This window comes from Acinetobacter soli, from assembly GCF_000760595.1.
Classification (GTDB): domain Bacteria; phylum Pseudomonadota; class Gammaproteobacteria; order Pseudomonadales; family Moraxellaceae; genus Acinetobacter; species Acinetobacter soli.
The window spans coordinates 22106-39640 of record NZ_BBNM01000013.1 but is presented as its reverse complement, the minus strand read 5'-3'; the positions used below and the strand labels follow the sequence as shown (position 1 = coordinate 39640).

Annotated in this window: 19 protein-coding genes; 14 read left to right on the top strand and 5 right to left on the bottom strand. The window is 43.8% G+C overall.

From position 1 onward, the window contains the following. Nucleotide 1 precedes the first annotated feature (1 nt). From panC to yjgA, 4 genes are read left to right on the top strand one after another with little or no spacing between them, the layout of a single operon-like run. Nucleotides 2-847 (top strand): pantoate--beta-alanine ligase, encoded by an 846-nt coding sequence (gene panC / locus Aso01_RS13650; protein WP_004940498.1) that lies wholly within the window; start codon nucleotides 2-4, stop codon nucleotides 845-847. 21 nt (nucleotides 848-868) lie between these two features. Then, on the top strand, nucleotides 869-1720 hold the full coding sequence (rapZ, locus tag Aso01_RS13645; RefSeq protein ID WP_004940495.1) for an RNase adapter RapZ: 852 nt from the start codon (nucleotides 869-871) through the stop codon (nucleotides 1718-1720). After that, on the top strand, nucleotides 1717-1986 hold the full coding sequence (locus Aso01_RS13640) for an HPr family phosphocarrier protein (protein ID WP_025096094.1): 270 nt from the start codon (nucleotides 1717-1719) through the stop codon (nucleotides 1984-1986). Before rapZ ends, Aso01_RS13640 begins: the two co-directional genes overlap by 4 nt. A 2-nt stretch (nucleotides 1987-1988) precedes the next feature. Further along, complete coding sequence (gene yjgA / locus Aso01_RS13635) at nucleotides 1989-2522, top strand: ribosome biogenesis factor YjgA (RefSeq protein WP_004940489.1); 534 nt, start codon at nucleotides 1989-1991, stop codon at nucleotides 2520-2522. Between the two features lie 114 nt (nucleotides 2523-2636). Here yjgA and Aso01_RS13630 read toward each other — a convergent pair whose 3' ends face one another. Further along, nucleotides 2637-4280, bottom strand: a complete 1644-nt coding sequence (locus Aso01_RS13630; RefSeq protein ID WP_004940485.1) for an acyl-CoA synthetase — start codon at nucleotides 4278-4280, stop codon at nucleotides 2637-2639. A gap of 413 nt (nucleotides 4281-4693) precedes the next feature. Here Aso01_RS13630 and thrS point away from each other — a divergent pair, with 413 nt between their 5' ends. Both thrS and infC read left to right on the top strand, forming a co-directional pair. Further along, nucleotides 4694-6616 (top strand): threonine--tRNA ligase, encoded by a 1923-nt coding sequence (thrS, locus tag Aso01_RS13625; protein WP_004940482.1) that lies wholly within the window; start codon nucleotides 4694-4696, stop codon nucleotides 6614-6616. Nucleotides 6617-6621: 5 nt separating this feature from the next. Then, nucleotides 6622-7173, top strand: a complete 552-nt coding sequence (gene infC, locus Aso01_RS13620; protein ID WP_076033019.1) for a translation initiation factor IF-3 — start codon at nucleotides 6622-6624, stop codon at nucleotides 7171-7173. Between the two features lie 54 nt (nucleotides 7174-7227). Here infC and Aso01_RS13615 read toward each other — a convergent pair whose 3' ends face one another. After that, entirely contained in the window at nucleotides 7228-7686 is a 459-nt protein-coding gene (locus Aso01_RS13615; protein WP_004940478.1) for an Hsp20 family protein, read from the bottom strand. Nucleotides 7687-7983: 297 nt separating this feature from the next. Between Aso01_RS13615 and Aso01_RS13610 the strand changes: the two genes are divergently transcribed. Together Aso01_RS13610 and Aso01_RS13605 are read left to right on the top strand one after the other, a co-directional pair. After that, a complete protein-coding gene (locus Aso01_RS13610; protein WP_004940476.1) occupies nucleotides 7984-8604 on the top strand; it encodes a glutathione S-transferase N-terminal domain-containing protein in 621 nt (206 codons plus the stop codon). Between the two features lie 117 nt (nucleotides 8605-8721). Then, the gene (locus Aso01_RS13605) at nucleotides 8722-9147 is read left to right on the top strand and encodes a YqaA family protein (protein WP_004940474.1); all 426 of its coding nucleotides are present in this window, start codon (nucleotides 8722-8724) and stop codon (nucleotides 9145-9147) included. A gap of 21 nt (nucleotides 9148-9168) precedes the next feature. On the opposite strand, the gene Aso01_RS13600 is transcribed toward Aso01_RS13605, so the two are convergent. Both Aso01_RS13600 and Aso01_RS13595 read right to left on the bottom strand, forming a co-directional pair. Next, nucleotides 9169-9903 (bottom strand): energy transducer TonB, encoded by a 735-nt coding sequence (locus tag Aso01_RS13600; RefSeq protein ID WP_004940472.1) that lies wholly within the window; start codon nucleotides 9901-9903, stop codon nucleotides 9169-9171. A gap of 81 nt (nucleotides 9904-9984) precedes the next feature. Then, entirely contained in the window at nucleotides 9985-11238 is a 1254-nt protein-coding gene (locus tag Aso01_RS13595) for an MFS transporter (RefSeq protein ID WP_004940469.1), read from the bottom strand. A 236-nt stretch (nucleotides 11239-11474) separates the two neighbouring features. Between Aso01_RS13595 and rpmI the strand changes: the two genes are divergently transcribed. The 3 genes from rpmI (at nucleotide 11475) to Aso01_RS13580 (ending at nucleotide 12448) form a co-directional block, all read left to right on the top strand. After that, on the top strand, nucleotides 11475-11669 hold the full coding sequence (gene rpmI / locus Aso01_RS13590) for a 50S ribosomal protein L35 (protein WP_002054552.1): 195 nt from the start codon (nucleotides 11475-11477) through the stop codon (nucleotides 11667-11669). 11 nt (nucleotides 11670-11680) lie between these two features. Next, nucleotides 11681-12040 (top strand): 50S ribosomal protein L20, encoded by a 360-nt coding sequence (rplT, locus tag Aso01_RS13585; RefSeq protein ID WP_000124858.1) that lies wholly within the window; start codon nucleotides 11681-11683, stop codon nucleotides 12038-12040. Nucleotides 12041-12250: 210 nt separating this feature from the next. Then, nucleotides 12251-12448, top strand: a complete 198-nt coding sequence (locus Aso01_RS13580; protein WP_004940467.1) for a hypothetical protein — start codon at nucleotides 12251-12253, stop codon at nucleotides 12446-12448. Between the two features lie 51 nt (nucleotides 12449-12499). Here the strand turns inward: Aso01_RS13580 and Aso01_RS13575 are convergent, their stop codons facing one another. Continuing rightward, complete coding sequence (locus tag Aso01_RS13575; protein ID WP_004940466.1) at nucleotides 12500-13519, bottom strand: hypothetical protein; 1020 nt, start codon at nucleotides 13517-13519, stop codon at nucleotides 12500-12502. Nucleotides 13520-13674: 155 nt separating this feature from the next. Here Aso01_RS13575 and pheS point away from each other — a divergent pair, with 155 nt between their 5' ends. From pheS to Aso01_RS13560, 3 genes are read left to right on the top strand one after another with little or no spacing between them, the layout of a single operon-like run. Continuing rightward, complete coding sequence (pheS, locus tag Aso01_RS13570) at nucleotides 13675-14655, top strand: phenylalanine--tRNA ligase subunit alpha (protein ID WP_004940464.1); 981 nt, start codon at nucleotides 13675-13677, stop codon at nucleotides 14653-14655. Between the two features lie 35 nt (nucleotides 14656-14690). Continuing rightward, nucleotides 14691-17072: a phenylalanine--tRNA ligase subunit beta gene (gene pheT / locus Aso01_RS13565; protein ID WP_004940462.1), complete on the top strand. Its 2382-nt coding sequence runs from the start codon at nucleotides 14691-14693 to the stop codon at nucleotides 17070-17072. Next, on the top strand, nucleotides 17069-17362 hold the full coding sequence (locus tag Aso01_RS13560) for an integration host factor subunit alpha (RefSeq protein WP_004940460.1): 294 nt from the start codon (nucleotides 17069-17071) through the stop codon (nucleotides 17360-17362). The genes pheT and Aso01_RS13560 overlap by 4 nt, the downstream gene beginning before the upstream one ends. Nucleotides 17363-17535: the final 173 nt, after the last annotated feature.

The window sequence follows — 17535 nt, the reverse complement described above, 5'->3', positions numbered from 1 at the left end:
TATGAAAACCGAAACCACGATTCAGGGATTAACAGCTTCACTTCATCCTGCACGTAGCTCAAGAAAGATTATTGGTTTTGTACCAACCATGGGGAATTTGCATCAAGGACATTTGAACCTTGTTCGCGAAGCAAAAAAACTGTGTGACATTGTGGTGGTCAGTATTTTTGTCAATCCGATCCAGTTTGGTGAAGGTGAGGATTTTGAAAACTATCCGCGGACATTAGAGCAAGACAGTCATCTGCTGGCCGATGTGGGCTGCGATATCTTGTTTGCACCTACGGTTGAGCAAATGTATGGCAAGCAGCCACGTTTAACCAATATTTCGGTGGCCGAGATCACTGATGATTTATGTGGTAAGTCGCGTCCTGGACATTTTGATGGTGTGGCTGTCGTGGTCACCAAGCTGTTTAATATTGTGCAGCCCAATGTGGCGTTTTTTGGTCAAAAAGACTATCAACAGCTCGCAGTGATTCGTCAATTGGTTCAAGACTTAAATCTGCCGATTGATATTATTGGCGTGCCAATTGCACGTGCAGCAGATGGGTTGGCGCTCAGCTCGCGTAACGGATATTTGTCTGAGGCCGATCGTCAAACCGCACCGACCATCTATCAAGCCTTAAAACATGCAGAAGTACAATTGCATGCAGGTGAGACGCTAGAGTCGGTATTGGCCACCATCAAAGCGACATTGAGCAATGCCGGTTTTAAGGTCGATTATGTAGAAGCGCGACAGCCAAATTTGCAGCCTGTCTCAAATTTTGATCGAGATCTGGTGCTGTTTATTGCAGCCAAGCTGGGCAATACGCGACTTATCGACAATTTGCAGGTCAAGTTTAAGGCATAATTTCGACAGGACAACCATGCCATGAAACGTATTCTTATCGTCACAGGTCAATCAGGTTCCGGAAAATCCTCGGCACTACAGGTACTTGAAGACTTGGGTTACTACTGTATAGATAATTTGCCTTTGGCATTGTTGCCAGAAATTGTCGCCAAGCTGGATCATGAAAATAATCTGGAGCAACTGGCTCTTGGGGTAGATGTGCGAAGCACGCGCGCAGATATGCAGGAATTTGACCTGGTGTTTGAGCAATTGCAAAAGCATGGAACGGTCGATGTGATTTATTTAACGACACAAGATCAGGAACTGATTGCCAGATTTAGCGCGTCGCGTCGTCCGCATCCGTTAGCCAATCGCTTTAAAAGCCTGACGGAATGTATTCAGGAAGAAAAACAACTGCTGCTTCCGATTCAGTTTCGCTCGACTGTGCACATCGATACCACCGACAAAAGCGTGCATGATCTGAAACATACGCTGTTGTCTAAATTGGGCCAGTCCGACAAACTGATTCTGATCTTGCAGTCTTTTGGTTACAAACATGGTATTCCACTCGATGCAGACTATGTTTTTGACGTACGGCATTTACCAAATCCGCATTGGGATTTAGAATTACGTCGTTTTTCGGGTTTAGATGAACCCGTTCGTCAGTTTTTGGAAGCCAGTGATCAAACCAATGAAATGTTTGATGACGTATTTCACTTTCTGGACAAATGGTTGCCTGTGTTTGCAGAAGGGCATCGTCATTATATGACGATCTCGATCGGCTGTACGGGTGGTCAGCATCGTTCAGTTTATATTGTAGATAGACTAAAAAAAGCGCTTGAGGCAAAATGGTCTATTCAGGTCTTACACAGAGAAATGAAGCACTGGTCATGATTGATACCACGCTAGATGTCATTAACAAACTTGGCTTGCATGCACGCGCATCTGGAAAGCTGATTGAAGTCACCACCAAGTTCCGCTCGTCTATCCAGATTGGTAAAGGCGATAAACTGGTCGATGCAAAAAACATTATGTCCTTACTGATGCTCGGAGCCGGTAAGGGAACCACTTTGCGTTTAGTGATTGAAGGTGCGGATGAAGAAAAAGCACAGGAAGAAATTCAGGCACTATTCGCTGCAAAATTTTATGAGGCAGATTAATCGTGGCACGTCGTACCCAGCGTTTTAATGAAGATGATTTCGATTCTTTAGAAGGACGTGCGAGCAAAACTGAGCAAAAAAAAGCTGTACAGCGTATGGCAGCATTGGGTGAGCAACTGGCTCAGCTTTCGGCAAAACAGATTCAAAAACTCCCAGTAGATGAACGTTTGATTGATGCCTTGCTAGATGTTCAAACCATTAGCTCATTCGAAGCAAAACGCCGACAGTATCAGCGCATTGGCAAATTACTCCGTAATGAAGATGAAACGGTGATTTTATCGTATCTGACGCCTCAACAAGGTGCAAAGAAACAAGCACAGTTGCAACGTTGGGTTGATCGGATGATCGAGCAGGGTGACCCAGCTGTCAACGAGTTCAGCAAATTGCACAATGCATCAGAACGTCACACCTTGCGTCAGCATGTATTGCGTATCCAGCGCGATATTACACAAGGTGCGGGTGAAGAGGAACTGGCTGCTTCGAAGCTGAAGTTTTTCAATTATGTACAGCAAGTGGCTTTGCTATCAGATAACTAACAGTGTTCTGACAAAATATCAGCCATAGTTTGTGCTGATACAATTCGTTTAAAAAATTCTTGTCAAAAAAGCCCGTTCAATTTGTATGAGCGGGCTTTTTAACTTCAATGAAAATTAACCAAATTCGCCTACTGCACGCTCTTTGGCCCATTCACGTAAAATAAATTTCTGTAGTTTTCCCGTCGATGTTTTCGGAATTTCGGCAATCACTACATCTTTGGGTACTTTAAAGCGTGCCAGTTCTTTTTTGCAATGCTCTATGATTTCTTCAGGTGTAGCCTCTGCATGCTGTTTTAACTCGATAAATGCGCAGGGAACCTCTTGCCATTGCGGATCGGGTTTGGCCACGACTGCTGCGGTCAACACGGCAGGATGACGGTATAGCACCTCTTCAATTTCTAAAGAGGAAATGTTTTCTCCTCCTGAAATGATCACATCTTTAGCTCGATCAGTAATTTTGGCATAACCATCGGGCTGACAAACGGCCAGATCGCCAGAATGAAACCAGCCTCCTGCAAATGCCGCCTGAGTGGCTTCAGTGTTTTTCAGGTAGCCTTTCATTACGATATTGCCGCGAAACATGATCTCACCAAGTGTTTCACCATCTGCAGGTACGGGCTTTAGGGTCTCGGGGTCTAAAACGCGCATACTGTCTTGAAGCGGATAGGGCACACCCTGACGTGCATGTAATTTGGCCTGTTCTTCTAGGCTCAGGTCATTCCAGCCAGCCTGTGCGGCACATAGCCCAGATGGGCCGTAGGTTTCAGTCAATCCATATACATGCGTGACATTTACGCCTAGCTTGCGCATGCCTTCGATAATCGCGGCAGGCGGTGCAGCGCCTGCAACGAGTACCTCAACACGATGTTCAAAGGCAATCTGCTGATTTTTAGGGGCATTAATCAACATCGAAAGTACAATTGGCGCACCACAAAAATACTCGATCTTATGCTTTTCGATCAGTTGAAAGACCAAAGCTGGATCAACTTTACGCAAGCAGTAGTTAGTACCGCCATTGGCAGCGATCGTCCAAGCAAAACACCAGCCATTGCAATGAAACAAAGGCAGAGTCCAGAGATATTTGGCGCGAGGTGTCATACCGCAAGCCATCATATTGCTGGCCGCATTCAGGTAAGCACCGCGGTGGTGATATACCACTCCCTTGGGATTACCCGTCGTGCCTGATGTGTAATTTAAACTGATGGCATCCCATTCGTCGTCGGGAAGTGTCCATTCAAATTCGGGATCTCCCTCACAGAGCCAATCTTCGTATTCAATTTCACCAATCGGCGGGCTAAAACAGTTTTCATATTCTGCGTCGTCGACATCAATCACAAAAATATTCTGTTTTACCAGCGAAAGTGCAGCTTTGGCCAGTCCAGCAAATTCCTGATCGACCAATAAGACCTTGCTTTCAGCATGTTCAAGCATAAAAGCCACAGTTTTGGCGTCGAGTCGGGTATTAATGGTATTGAGTACCGCGCCACTCATGGGCACTGCAAAATGTGCTTCAATCATGGCAGGCACATTGGGTAACAATACCGACACGGTATCGTTTTTTTGAATTCCGAGTTGTTTAAGCTGGGCTGCAAATTGTCGGCAACGCTGATAGGTTTCTTTCCATGTAATTACGCGTGAACCGTGAACGATTGCAGCCTGCTCGGCATAAATATAGGCTGCGCGTTCTAAAAATCGTAATGGTGATAATGCAACAAAATTCGCGGGCGTGCGTGGAAACTCATCATAAGCACTCACCATGTCTCTACTCCATCTAATTGTTCTAATCTGCTTGAAAAGATAGGCGCTTGAAGGCTTCAATTCATTTATGCTTTAGTCTTAGGCCGCATACTTTGTCTCAATCAATGGGCGCTTTATACTCATCTTTTCTAATTATTTTTTAGCGCCAAAAAACCAGTGCTGTCTATAGTACATGCGTTACAAATCAGCACGACATCTTGAATATACGGTTTGCAGCCCCATAAAATTTATGATTTTGAATCAAATTGCTCTTTTATTGATGAATAGGTTTGCAGTGTGGTCGAAGAGGTGTAAAATTCCGGTTCGATTTAATTTAACCCATCCACCGTTTTTATCTTTTGAGGCTTTCCTCGATCATAATCTCGCGGTGATATGCTCCATTGTGCGGGGCATCACTCCTTAAGGATTTTTTTATGCCAATTATCACATTGCCAAATGGTGATCAAAAATCATTTGATCAGCCTGTATCTGTTATGCAAGTCGCCCAAAGTATAGGGCCTGGCCTTGCAAAAAACACCGTTGCAGGTCGAGTGAACGATCGCCTGGTCGATGCATGTGATCTCATCACTGAAGATGCGACATTACAAATTATTACTCCAAAAGACCCAGAAGGTGTCGAAATCATTCGCCATTCTTGTGCACATTTGGTTGGCCATGCGGTTAAGCAATTGTTCCCTGATGTACAGATGGTGATTGGTCCGGTCATCGAAGAAGGGTTTTACTACGACATCTTTAGTCCAAAACCTTTTACGCTAGACGACATGGCTGCAATTGAAGCACGCATGAAGCAGCTGATCGATCAAGACTATGATGTCATTAAGAAAATGACGCCTCGTGAAGAGGTCATCAAAGAATTCTCAGCGCGTGGTGAAACCTACAAGCTGCGTTTGATCGATGATATGCCTGATGAAACGGCGATGGGTTTATATTTCCATCAGGAATATGTGGACATGTGCCGTGGACCACATGTGCCCAACACCAAATTCTTGAAAAACTTTAAACTGACCAAGATTTCGGGTGCATACTGGCGCGGTGATGCGAAAAATGAACAGTTGCAGCGTATTTACGGTACAGCATGGGCAGACAAAAAAGAGCTGGCTGCATATGTAAAACGTATTGAAGAAGCTGAAAAACGTGACCACCGTAAAATCGGTAAGGCACTGAATCTGTTTCATATGCAAGAAGAAGCACCGGGTATGGTGTTTTGGCACGCCAATGGCTGGACGATTTATCAAGCGCTTGAACAATACATGCGTAAAGTTCAGCAAGACAACGGCTACCAAGAAGTCCGTACGCCGCAAATTGTCGACTTTACGCTTTGGGAAAAGTCGGGACATGCTGCCAATTATGCAGAAAACATGTTTACCACACATTCAGAAAGCCGTAACTATGCCGTTAAGCCAATGAACTGTCCGTGTCACGTACAAGTGTTCAATCAAGGTTTGAAATCGTACCGTGACCTTCCTGTGCGTTTGGCTGAGTTTGGTTCGTGTCACCGTAACGAGCCGTCAGGTTCATTGCACGGCATTATGCGTGTACGTGGCTTTACGCAAGACGATGGGCATATCTTCTGTACCAAAGAACAGATTGGCAAGGAAGTGGCAGACTTTATTCAATTGACGCTTGATGTCTATAAAGACTTCGGTTTTGAAGATGTACAAATGAAATTGTCTACGCGCCCTGAAAAACGTGTGGGTGATGATGCACTTTGGGATCTTGCAGAAAAATCTTTGGCAGATGCCTTGGATGCTGCGGGTCTTGAGTGGGAATTACAGCCAGGTGAAGGTGCATTCTACGGTCCGAAAATCGAATTTTCATTGAAAGACTGCTTGGGCCGTGTCTGGCAGTGCGGTACTATTCAATGTGACTTCAACTTGCCAATCCGTCTAGATGCCTCTTTTGTGACAGAAGACAATGAACGTGACCAGCCTGTGATGTTGCATCGTGCAATACTTGGCAGTTTCGAGCGTTTTATTGGTATACTTATTGAACACTATGCTGGGTTTATGCCACCTTGGTTGGCGCCTGTACAAGCATGTGTAATGAATATTACCGATTCTCAAGCTCAAGCCTGTGAATCTGTAGTGGCAAAACTCAAAGAAAATGGTCTTAGAGCGATTTCTGACTTGAGAAATGAGAAAATCGGCTTTAAGATTCGTGAGCGTACACTTGAGCGTATTCCGTACCTTTTAGTATTAGGTGACCGCGAGGTTGAGGAAGGTACTGTTAATGTTCGTACTCGCTCAGGAAAAAATTTAGGTACCATGTCAATCGATGCATTCGTCGACTTGGTGAAATCTGCCGTTGCCGAACGTGGCCGGTACATTGTGGAGTAAGAGAGATTAAACAGCCTGACCGTAACCAACAACAAGGTGCAAAGAGTAACCGTCCTGCGATTAATGACGAGATTCGTTCTAAAGAAGTGCGTCTCGTTGGTGCAGATGGGGAACAAAAAGGAATCGTTTCATTAAATGAAGCGTTGCGTGCTGCAGAAGAAGTCGAACTCGATTTGGTCGAGATCGTGGCGAATGCAGAACCACCTGTTTGTAAAATCATGGATTACAACAAGCACTTGTTTGACCTAAAGCAAAAGCAAAAAGATGCGAAGAAAAAACAGCATCAGGTGCAAGTGAAAGAAATCAAACTACGTCCAGCAACGGATGTAGGTGATTATCAGGTCAAACTTCGTGCGATTTTAAAGTTCCTTGAAGAAGGTAACAAAGTTAAAATCACATTGCGTTTCCGTGGTCGTGAAATGGCACATCAACAGTTGGGTCTTGCTCAGTTGCAAAAAATTGAAGCAGACGTGACAGATTATGGTGTTGTTGAACAAGCACCAAAAATGGAAGGTCGTCAAATGGGTATGTTACTTGGACCGAAAAAGAAAAAGTAAGTTATATCCAAATAAAAAACGCAGCCTAATCGCTGCGTTTTTTTATGACTGAATTTATTCGTCGCGGTTTTCAATTTTGCTCACGGTCTTTGATGAACCGATCGGAATATGGCGCGGCAATTTCTCTTCAGGAATTATGCGTTGCAACTCAATCTTGAGTAGACCATTTGCATAATCGGCCTGCTGCACTTCAATATGTTCATCTAAACGTAACGACAATTTAAATGAACGACGTGCGATGCCTTTATGTAAATATTCTACCGCTGCATTTTGCTGCTCTTCATCTGGTTTACCCGAAATGGTCAGCACCTGATTTTCGAGATGAATGCTGAGCTCATTTTGATCGAAGCCTGCGGTTGCAACCACAATTTTATATTGGTTATCACCGAGTTTTTCGATGTTATACGGCGGATAGTTAGGTGCTTCAGATTGCATCGCATAATCAAATAAATCATTTAAACGATCAAAACCGATGCTACGACGAAATAACGGACTTAGACTTACAGTACTCATTGATAAAACCTCCTGATGGTTCAGCAAAGTCTATAAATAAGAAATATGCATTGTGATGACTGTGCATCCACAATTCATGTGCAATATCAGATGATCATTGCCTTTTTAGATATAAGTTCACTTATCATTTTTTCAAGGATAATTTTTAAAATTCTCATCTTGTGATTTTCTTTAAGGTTGTTAAGCAAAGTGACTGTTAGAATAAAACCTGTTTGGTGCTGCTTCTAGAACATGAAAATCATGTTATAAACGTACACAAACAATCATAGATAGAAAAATAGGATAAGAAGGTATTTCATGATCGACCTATATTATTGGGGTACACCCAATGGACACAAAATCACCATCGCGCTTGAAGAAATGGGATTGGAATACAAGATTTATCCCATCAATATCCTAGACAACGATCAGTTTCAGCCTGATTTTTTACGCATCTCACCAAATAACAAAATTCCTGCAATCGTTGATCAAAACGGCCCACATGGCCAACCGATTTCAATTTTTGAGTCGGGTGCTATCTTGCAATATTTAGGCAGAAAAACCGGCATGTTTTATCCGACCGATGAGCAGGCGCGCGTAGAAGTTGAACAATGGTTGATGTGGCAAATGGGTGGATTTGGCCCGATGCTTGGACAAAACCACCATTTTGGCCGTTTTGCACCAGAAAAAATTCCGTATGCGATTGATCGCTATGTCACAGAAAGTAAGCGTTTATACAAGGTGCTCAATACCCAGTTGATTGGTCAGAAGTTTGTGGCAGGTGAGTATTCAATTGCAGACATGGCGATTCTGCCTTGGGCACTGCGTCATGAATGGCAGTCGATTGATCTGCACGACTATCCGTATGTGCAGGATTATATTGAGCGTTTAACCGCTCGACCGGCTGTACAAAAAGCCTTATCGTTGAGTATTGTTTAAATTGGCGTTGCCAAATCATGTACCGTGCGTGTTGATCAAATGTCCATAATGATGGACATTTTTTATTAATCTGACATAGTAGTCCATCGATTTATTCATCTTACTCAATACAGCATGATGCAGTATCTGGCGTTATTTATTTCAGCCTTTGGTGCAGCAACCTTGTTGCCCTTACAGTCTGAAGCGATACTCTTTTCATTTTTAGCATTGAAGCAACAACCCGCCGTTGTACTTCTTCTGGTGGCGACGGTTGGCAATGTACTTGGCTCATGCGTTAATTGGTGGCTCGGTATCAAGATTGAGCAGTTCAAACATAAAAAATGGTTTCCGGTTTCGCAGCAACATATGCAAAAGGCACAGGCGATTTATCATCGTTATGGGTTTTATTCGTTGCTTTTAAGCTGGGTACCGATTATTGGTGATCCGATTACCCTTATTGCGGGTGTGTTAAAAGAAAACTTTTATCGTTTTTTGTTGATGGTCACCATCGCCAAGGCGGGGCGTTATTTGTGTATTTATTTGCTCTACCTTGGCGTGATGTGATGCTTAAGTCACGTGACACAATTACTGACAGGCATCCAAAGAAAAATTGATTTTATCGCTCAGCGTCGATTTTTTATAAAGCCATAGGGTTTTACTGACCTCAACTTTGGCCCCCATTACGGCTTGCATCACTTTTTCATCCAGCGCGTAAATACCCGAACCTTTCTTGATTTTAACGCGTGTGACGTTTCCGGCCTTATCAACCTTAAAGCTCAACCGAACGTAACGGTCTTTGCCTTTGAGCTCATCACGATCAACTTGTAATGATGGTTGTTCGATATAGCGAAAGGGTACCTTTTTATCTTGCTGTTGCTTACGCCAGTGTTCAGAATCAAAACGATAGACACAATCGTTAGATTTCAGCGCATGCGCGATTTTTAGGGTAAAGGCCTGATATCCAATGGTTGGAACGGCTGTGTCATCGACCTGAAACGGTTGAATCAAAGCCGCTTTGGTGGCATTGATCAGCATATTGTCCAGTTTGGAAAGTCCAGTACTTTCCTGAATCGTCGCTTGCGTGATTTGCCCGGTTTCATCGGCAACAACCCTCACAATTGCAGCACGATCTTGTTGATTTAAATCGGCATCTGAATATTCAAGTTGAGGCGTTCTGGCCCATTGTAGGCGCGTGGTTAAATGTGCAGGCAGTGCAGCACTTTTTTGAGCGCTCAGTTGCACATTGGCTGCAGGTGACTGTGCATGGCTATGCGCAAAGGGCACGCAAAGGAGTAAAGACAAATAAACAAAGGCTTTCATACGTCGTTCTTTATAGGAAATTAAAATTAAAATATTGCGAAAGTATTCCCTGTTTAAAGAATACTCGCAACAAGAAAATGTCTAATGTTCTGAACTTTTAGTGATATCGACTTTAAACAGATCTTTGGTCTTGGCCCAGCTCAGTGCCACCACCACGAGAGTCATACAGCCACCAAATACCGTTGCTGCGATGGTTCCCATATATTTTGCTGCCAGCCCCGATTCAAATGCACCCAGTTCGTTACTGCTAGAAACAAACATACCGTTGACTGCTGCAACGCGTCCACGCATATTTTCAGGTGGAAAAATCTGCAAAATCGTTTGACGAACCACCACGGAAATACTGTCGCATGCACCGGTCATGGCCAGTGCGAAGAGCGAAAGCCACATGTGGGTTGAAAATGCAAACACAAGGGTAAAACCACCAAAGCCTGCCACTGCCAAAAGCATATTGCGCCAAGCATGCTGGGTGGGTGGAAAACGTGTTAGCGCAATCATGGTGATCAGCGCGCCAATGGACGGTGCTGCCCGTAAATAGCCGAGTCCTGCTGGACCAACTTTTAAAATATCTTCAGCAAAAATAGGCAGTAAGGCAATCACGCCACCAAATAAAACTGAAGCCAGATCCAATGAAATCGCCCAAAGTACAATTTTAGTTTTCCAGATAAAGCGAAATCCTTCACTTAAACTACTCCATAACTGATCATGTTCAATGGCAGGAAAAACACGCTTTTTGAGTAAAGAAATTAGAACAAAGCAGACAAATAGCAATATGGCCACACTAATAAGACTGGTTTCTCGACCTAAATATGCCAGCATAAAACCGCCCAGCATCGGACCAATAATCACACCACTTTGCCAGCCAATCGTGGTCCATGTGGCACCGTTGGCATAGAGTTCACGCGGGATGAGAAAGGGTTTAAGTGATGTGGCCGACGGGTTATAAAAGCCGCGTATCGTACCGAGTGCAAAAATTACGGCATAAATTCCTAAAGCTAAGCTGTGGGTGGATAAGTGTCCGAGCGTATAAGCATGAAATAACCCCAAAAGTACCAGAGGCAAAGGAAAGGAGAAAAACAGACAAATTTTCATAATGCGCTGTTTATTGAACTTATCGGCAAAATAGCCACCCCAAAGCGAAAGCCCTATAAATGGAATCGCTTCTGCCAGTCCGATCAGGCCCAGAGTCAGTGGATCTTTGGTAATGGTATATAACGAGTACGCAACGATAATTTCTTGAATTAAAATGGCCAGCGTTAAGCAAAACTGGTTGATGGTCACAATAGAGAAATCACGATAGCGTAATGCGGCAAAAGCATCCTGTTGAGCGTTCATAAATATCGTATATTGATAATTTTTACTCAGTATAAGTTTGAATTCTTAAAAAATAGCCATTTATATTGATTTTTTAATGATGAAGAATCTTGCAGTCATTTCACGATAAAGCGGGAACAGAATCAGTAAAACTGCTTTTGTTTTAAACAAAGATACGGTATGATTTCGCCTTCCTTACCTGCAGGTCGGTTTGCAATGGTGCAAACGCGCCGAACAGGTGCCTAAAAGAGGTTACTATGGCTAAGTTAAAAACTCGCCGTGGTGCAGCTAAACGCTTCAAAGCGACTGCAAACGGTTTCAAGCGTAAACAAGCGTTCAAGCGCCACATCTTGACCAAAAAATCTGCGAAACGTATTCGTCAATTACGCGGCTGTGTAATGGTTCATGTTTCTGACATGAATTCAGTTCGTCGTATGTGCCCATACATCTAAGGAGATTATAAATGGCTCGTGTAAAACGTGGTGTAGTGGCTCATCGTCGTCACAAAAAAATTCTTGCTCGCGCTAAAGGTTACTATGGTGCTCGTTCACGCGTTTACCGCGTAGCGTTCCAAGCGGTAATCAAAGCTGGTCAATACGCTTACCGTGACCGTCGTCAGAAGAAACGTCAATTCCGTGCTTTATGGATTGCGCGTATCAACGCGGGTGCTCGTCAAAACGGTTTGTCTTACAGCCGTATGATCGATGGCTTGAAAAAAGCTCAAGTGATCATCGACCGTCGCGTATTAGCTGACATCGCTATGCATGATGCAGTAGCATTTGCTGCTTTAGCTGAAAAAGCGAAAGGCGCTTTGGCTGCATAAGCTAGAGATTCAAAAAAAAAGACCGCTTTTTAGCGGTCTTTTTTTATGTCTAAAAATGTGCTTGAGGTATATCGATCAATTACGCCTCTTTAAGTCCTAAGTCTTGAAAATGACTAAAGATGTACACAATTGCCACAGGATGAATAAGACAGGCTTACATGCTTCTTCATACAGTAATAGGAATACAGTAATAAGAAAAGGAGCGTACGCATGAAAGTATTGGTTGAGGGAATCGAGCAAGGCGCGATTGAAATTGAACTGGGACTATTGCCGCGTTTGGGAGAGAGCATCCGGGTTTTTTATGGGCCAGATGCAGAAGTGGAGGGTGTGGTAGAAGGTGTACATCATGTGATTAATCAACATGATGGCGGTCATAAAATTATTCTTAAAATTAAACCCACCTTTTAAAAGTGCTTAAAGGCTTCTGCACGATTAAGCACCTAGTCAGGTTTAGCCGACTTATAGCCCAAAATAATAGGCACATGCACAGATAATAATGGTTAAAAGCACCAGTTTAATTACACTGGGCGAGCCGACTTTATGTGAATGCTGTGGAGTACTGTTTGCAATCTGCGCGGTTGGCGTATGTGCCAGTTGTGGCTCAAGCGGAGAGGCTACTGGCGCAGCAGGAAGCGGATGTGCCGATTGGTAGTGATTGGCTACGCATACAATCAGCTTGGCATGCATATCCTCAATTTTTTCGGCAAACTGGCGTAGTGCAATCTGCTCTTCAGGACTGAGCATCTCACCTGTTGCATGATAAGGATGCTGCCGCTTTTGCTGAATAAAATGGCTTAAGCGTTCTACTTTATGGAGTAACTCATGTGCCAGTTGGGCGGGATACTCGCTCGGCAATAGTGGGAGATATTGGCCTGTTGCTTCGCTCGAGGCTAAAGTATCTGTACCATAATAAGGCTTGCCGTTCGACTCAAGATCTACTCCCTGAGCTAAGCGCTGTTCAAATAACTCACGAGATAAAAACGCCGAGATGTCTTTCCAGTTGGCTGTTTCCAGATCGGCTTGAACTTTTTTTGCGAGTTTGTCACTTAAATCGTAGCGCCAAAATGTTGTTTCACGAGTATCGGAACGTTGGTTTAGGGGAGTCTCAAAAGCTTGATCACTTAAATACCACTCGGCAAGTTCCTGACCCATAATCCAGGCTGTTTTTTGTGTTTTACTATGCGTCACCACTACATGACTCGACAGCAACTCAACATTTGGATTTGGATTTTTTTCATTGATCAGTAGATTCGAGGCATGAAGACTAATCCGGTATACGCCTTGCTGTTTAAGCCCTTCAAGCCAAACCTGAAAATGCTGAGCCAGTAAATGCTGTGTGATCAGATCTCGAAAATACAGTGCATGCCGTGTAAAGATGCTGTGCTGCTTCCAGCCTGAAAAGCTAAGATCATGATTCAGATATTCATTGCCATAACTGACCAATGCGAGTTGTTGTTTCCAGATTTGATCAAGTGTCATTGTCGAGTTTCTCATTCACACCAGCGCTCATCTTATACGTTTTATAAATACCCTGCCTAGTAATTTTCCTGCGTTTATGCTTCATCAATCCGTTTAAAAACTGTTAGAATGCAGAGTTTTATTTTCTTTATAACTTTGTTGCTTTGAGAGTTACTATGTCACTGGAAGCCCTGACCACCGAAGCGCTTGCTGCAATAGCAGCGGCTGAAGACCTTGCTGCACTCGATCAAGTACGAGTTTTGTTTACAGGGAAAAAAAGCCAGCTTGCAGAACAATCGAAAGCACTGGGAAAAATGGATCCCGAGCAACGCAAAGTGCAAGGTGCGGCCATTCATGCTGTACGTGAAGCCATCAATGCTGCCTTGACCGAACGCCAAACTGCATTACAACAGGCAGCGTTACAACAAAAACTGGCCAGTGAAATGATTGATATCACCTTACCGGGCCGAGGCCAGCGCATGGGGAGCATTCATCCGGTCACTCAAGTACAAGAACGAATTTGCCAATTTTTTACCAAAGCTGGTTTTACCGTTGCCACTGGGCCTGAAGTTGAAGATGACTATCATAACTTTGAAGCCTTGAACATTCCGGGGCATCATCCAGCACGTGCAATGCACGATACTTTCTACTTTGATGTGAATCATTTGTTGCGCACGCATACATCGGGCGTACAGATTCGTACCATGGAAACCAGCCAACCCCCGATTCGTATTGTGTGTCCAGGGCGTGTGTATCGTTGTGACTCAGATCAGACGCACTCACCGATGTTCCATCAAATTGAAGGACTTTATGTGGCAGAGCACACCAGCTTTGCTGAGCTTAAAGGGCTGTTGATCAATCTGTTAAATGAATTTTTTGAAAAAGACTTAAAGGTTCGTTTTCGTCCATCTTACTTCCCGTTTACAGAGCCAAGTGCTGAAGTAGACATTATGGATGAACGAGGCCGCTGGTTAGAAGTATTGGGCTGCGGTATGGTGCACCCAAATGTACTGCGTGCTGCAGGCATTGATCCTGAAAAATACAAAGGTTTTGCCTTTGGTCTAGGTGTTGAGCGTTTTGCCATGTTGCGTTACGGCATTAATGACTTACGGATGTTCTATCAAAATGACGTGCGTTTCTTGCGCCAGTTTGCCTAACAGTTTTTCAGGATTAGATTTAAGGTTTTATAAAGATGAAAATTAGTGAAAGTTGGTTACGCACTTGGGTTAATCCAGCCATTGATAGCGAAACGTTGACCGATCAACTGACCATGCTTGGGCTAGAGGTCGATGAGTTGGCACCGATTGCCAAGCCATTTACTGGAGTTGTCGTGGGTGAGGTATTGAGCGTTGAGCAGCATCCAGATGCAGATCGCTTGCGTGTAACTACGGTCAATATTGGCAATGGTGAGCCATTACAAATTGTATGTGGTGCACCCAATGTACGTGTAGGCATGAAAGCACCAGTTGCGACCATTGGTGCGGTATTGCCGGGTGATTTTAAAATTAAAAAGGGTAAGCTACGCGGTATTGAATCGCAAGGCATGCTGTGCGGTGCATCTGAGATCGATCTTGAAGATAAAATCGATGGGTTACTCGAATTGCCACAAGATGCACCTGTGGGCACCAACATCCGCGATTATTTGAAGCTGGATGATCATGTAATTGATATCAGTATCACGCCAAATCGCGGTGATTGTTTTAGTATTCGTGGTATTGCACGTGAAATCGGTGTCATTAACCAGTTAACGGTTACGCCACCTGTTATTGCTGCGGTTGAATCTAGCATTTTAGAACAAAAGCAGGTTCATCTCGCGACAGATGGTGCGCCACGTTATTTGGGCCGCGCCATTAAAAATGTCAATGTGCAAGCACAAACGCCTGACTGGATGGCACATGCACTTAGCTGCTCAGGTATTCGCACGCACAGCATTCTGGTCGATATCACCAACTATGTATTGATGGAACTTGGCCAGCCGATGCATGCTTTCGATTTGGCAAAAATCGACGGCGATATTCATGTTCGTCAAGCAGCAGATCAGGAAAAGCTGGTCTTGTTGAATGAGCAAGAAGTTGAGCTGAACCCAGATATTATGGTCATTGCAGACAATAGCAAAGCTTTGGCAATTGCTGGAATTATGGGTGGCCTAGACTCAAGTGTCACTGATGAAACCCGTGATATTTTCCTTGAAAGTGCCTTTTTCGCGCCGCTAGCGATTGCGGGACGTGCACGTCGTTTCGGTTTGCATACCGATTCATCACAGCGCTATGAGCGTGGGGTCGACTTTGAATTGCCAATGCTGGCGATGCATCGCGCCAGTGAATTGATTCAGCAATATGCCGGTGGTGAGTTTGGGCCAATCAGCGTGGCTGAAAAAGCAGAGCTATTGCCAAAGCGTGATCCGATTACGCTGCATCAATCGCAAGTCGATGCATTACTTGGATATCGTGTCGAAATCGATTTTATTACCGATGCACTACAGCGTTTAGGTTGTGAAGTGACTGTGGTTGCCACAGGCGAATGGCATGTTGTGCCCCCATCACATCGTTTTGATCTCGCGATTTATCAAGACTTAATTGAAGAAGTTGCGCGTATTCATGGCTACGACAATATTCAGATTGCCTTGCCAAAAATTGATGTTCAGCTTGCACAGTATCAAGATCATCTTGAATTGGCAGCACTGCGTCAAACCGTTGCAACTTTGGGATATCAAGAAGCCATCAGCTTTAGCTTTGCAGACCTCAAGCTTGAAAAGCAGCTCAATCCGAAGGTAAATCCGTTGGCCTTGGCCAATCCGATTTCAAGTGATTTGGCTGTGATGCGTAGTACCTTGCTTTCAAGCTTAATCCCATGTGTTCAACATAACTTGAACCGTCAGCAAAGTCGCGTACGTTTCTTTGAATTGGGGTTGCGATTTGATTATCAGCATGCATCATCAATTCACGATTTACAGCAGATCCCGACTTTAGCTCTAATTGCGGTCGGCTCACGTACACCGGAGCTCTGGCATGGCAAAGTACAGCCAATGGATTTCTTTGACCTAAAAAATGAAGTCGAGCAAATTTTAGCTGCGGGTCGTCTCAATGTGAGCTATGTTCGTTCAGAGCGTGTTTGGTTGCATCCAGGTCAATCTGCCGAGATTTTAGTCGATGGACAGTCGATTGGTTATTTGGGGCGTTTGCACCCATCATTGGAAAATGAACTAGATTTGGGTACAACATGGGTTGCTGAAATTGATCAGAAGGCGATTTTGCAATCTTATGTATCTAATTTTACAGAATTATCACGTTTTCCATCGGTTCGACGTGATATTGCCTTATTAATCAGTGATAAGATAAATGTGAGCGATATTCAGCAGTTAATTAAACAAACAGGTGGTGATCTACTCGATTCGACTTGGTTGTTTGATGTGTACACGGGTCAAGGTGTTGAACAGGGTAAGCGTTCGCTAGCGTTTGCACTTCTATGGCAGCACCCATCTCGTACGCTTGAAGATGCTGAAATTAAGTCAGGTATGGATAATATAATTCAAGTGTTGGAAAACACTTATCAAGCGACATTGAGGGCCTCATGACAGCATTAACAAAAGCAGACATGGCAGATCATTTAAGCGAACTCACAAGCCTAAATCGCCGCGAAGCGAAACAAATGGTCGAGTTATTTTTTGATGAAATCAGCCAAGCGTTGATTACAGGCGAACACGTAAAACTTTCTGGGTTTGGTAATTTTGAATTGCGTGACAAACGTGAGCGCCCAGGTCGTAATCCTAAGACGGGAGAGGAAATTCCGATTTCTGCCCGTCGCGTTGTGACTTTTAGAGCGGGTCAGAAATTTAGACAGCGCGTAGGAAATGAGCAGGAATAACCTGCTCATTTTTTTATTCTTCTTTTAAATGCCGATGCTATATTGGCCATGTGTTGAGCTGTGTACATCGAGTAATTGATTTGATTGTGTCGGTTTGGTGATCAAATTTTCTTGATCACCAGACATAAAAAAAGAGAGCCATAAGGCTCTCTTTTTTTCAAATAATCTAAAAT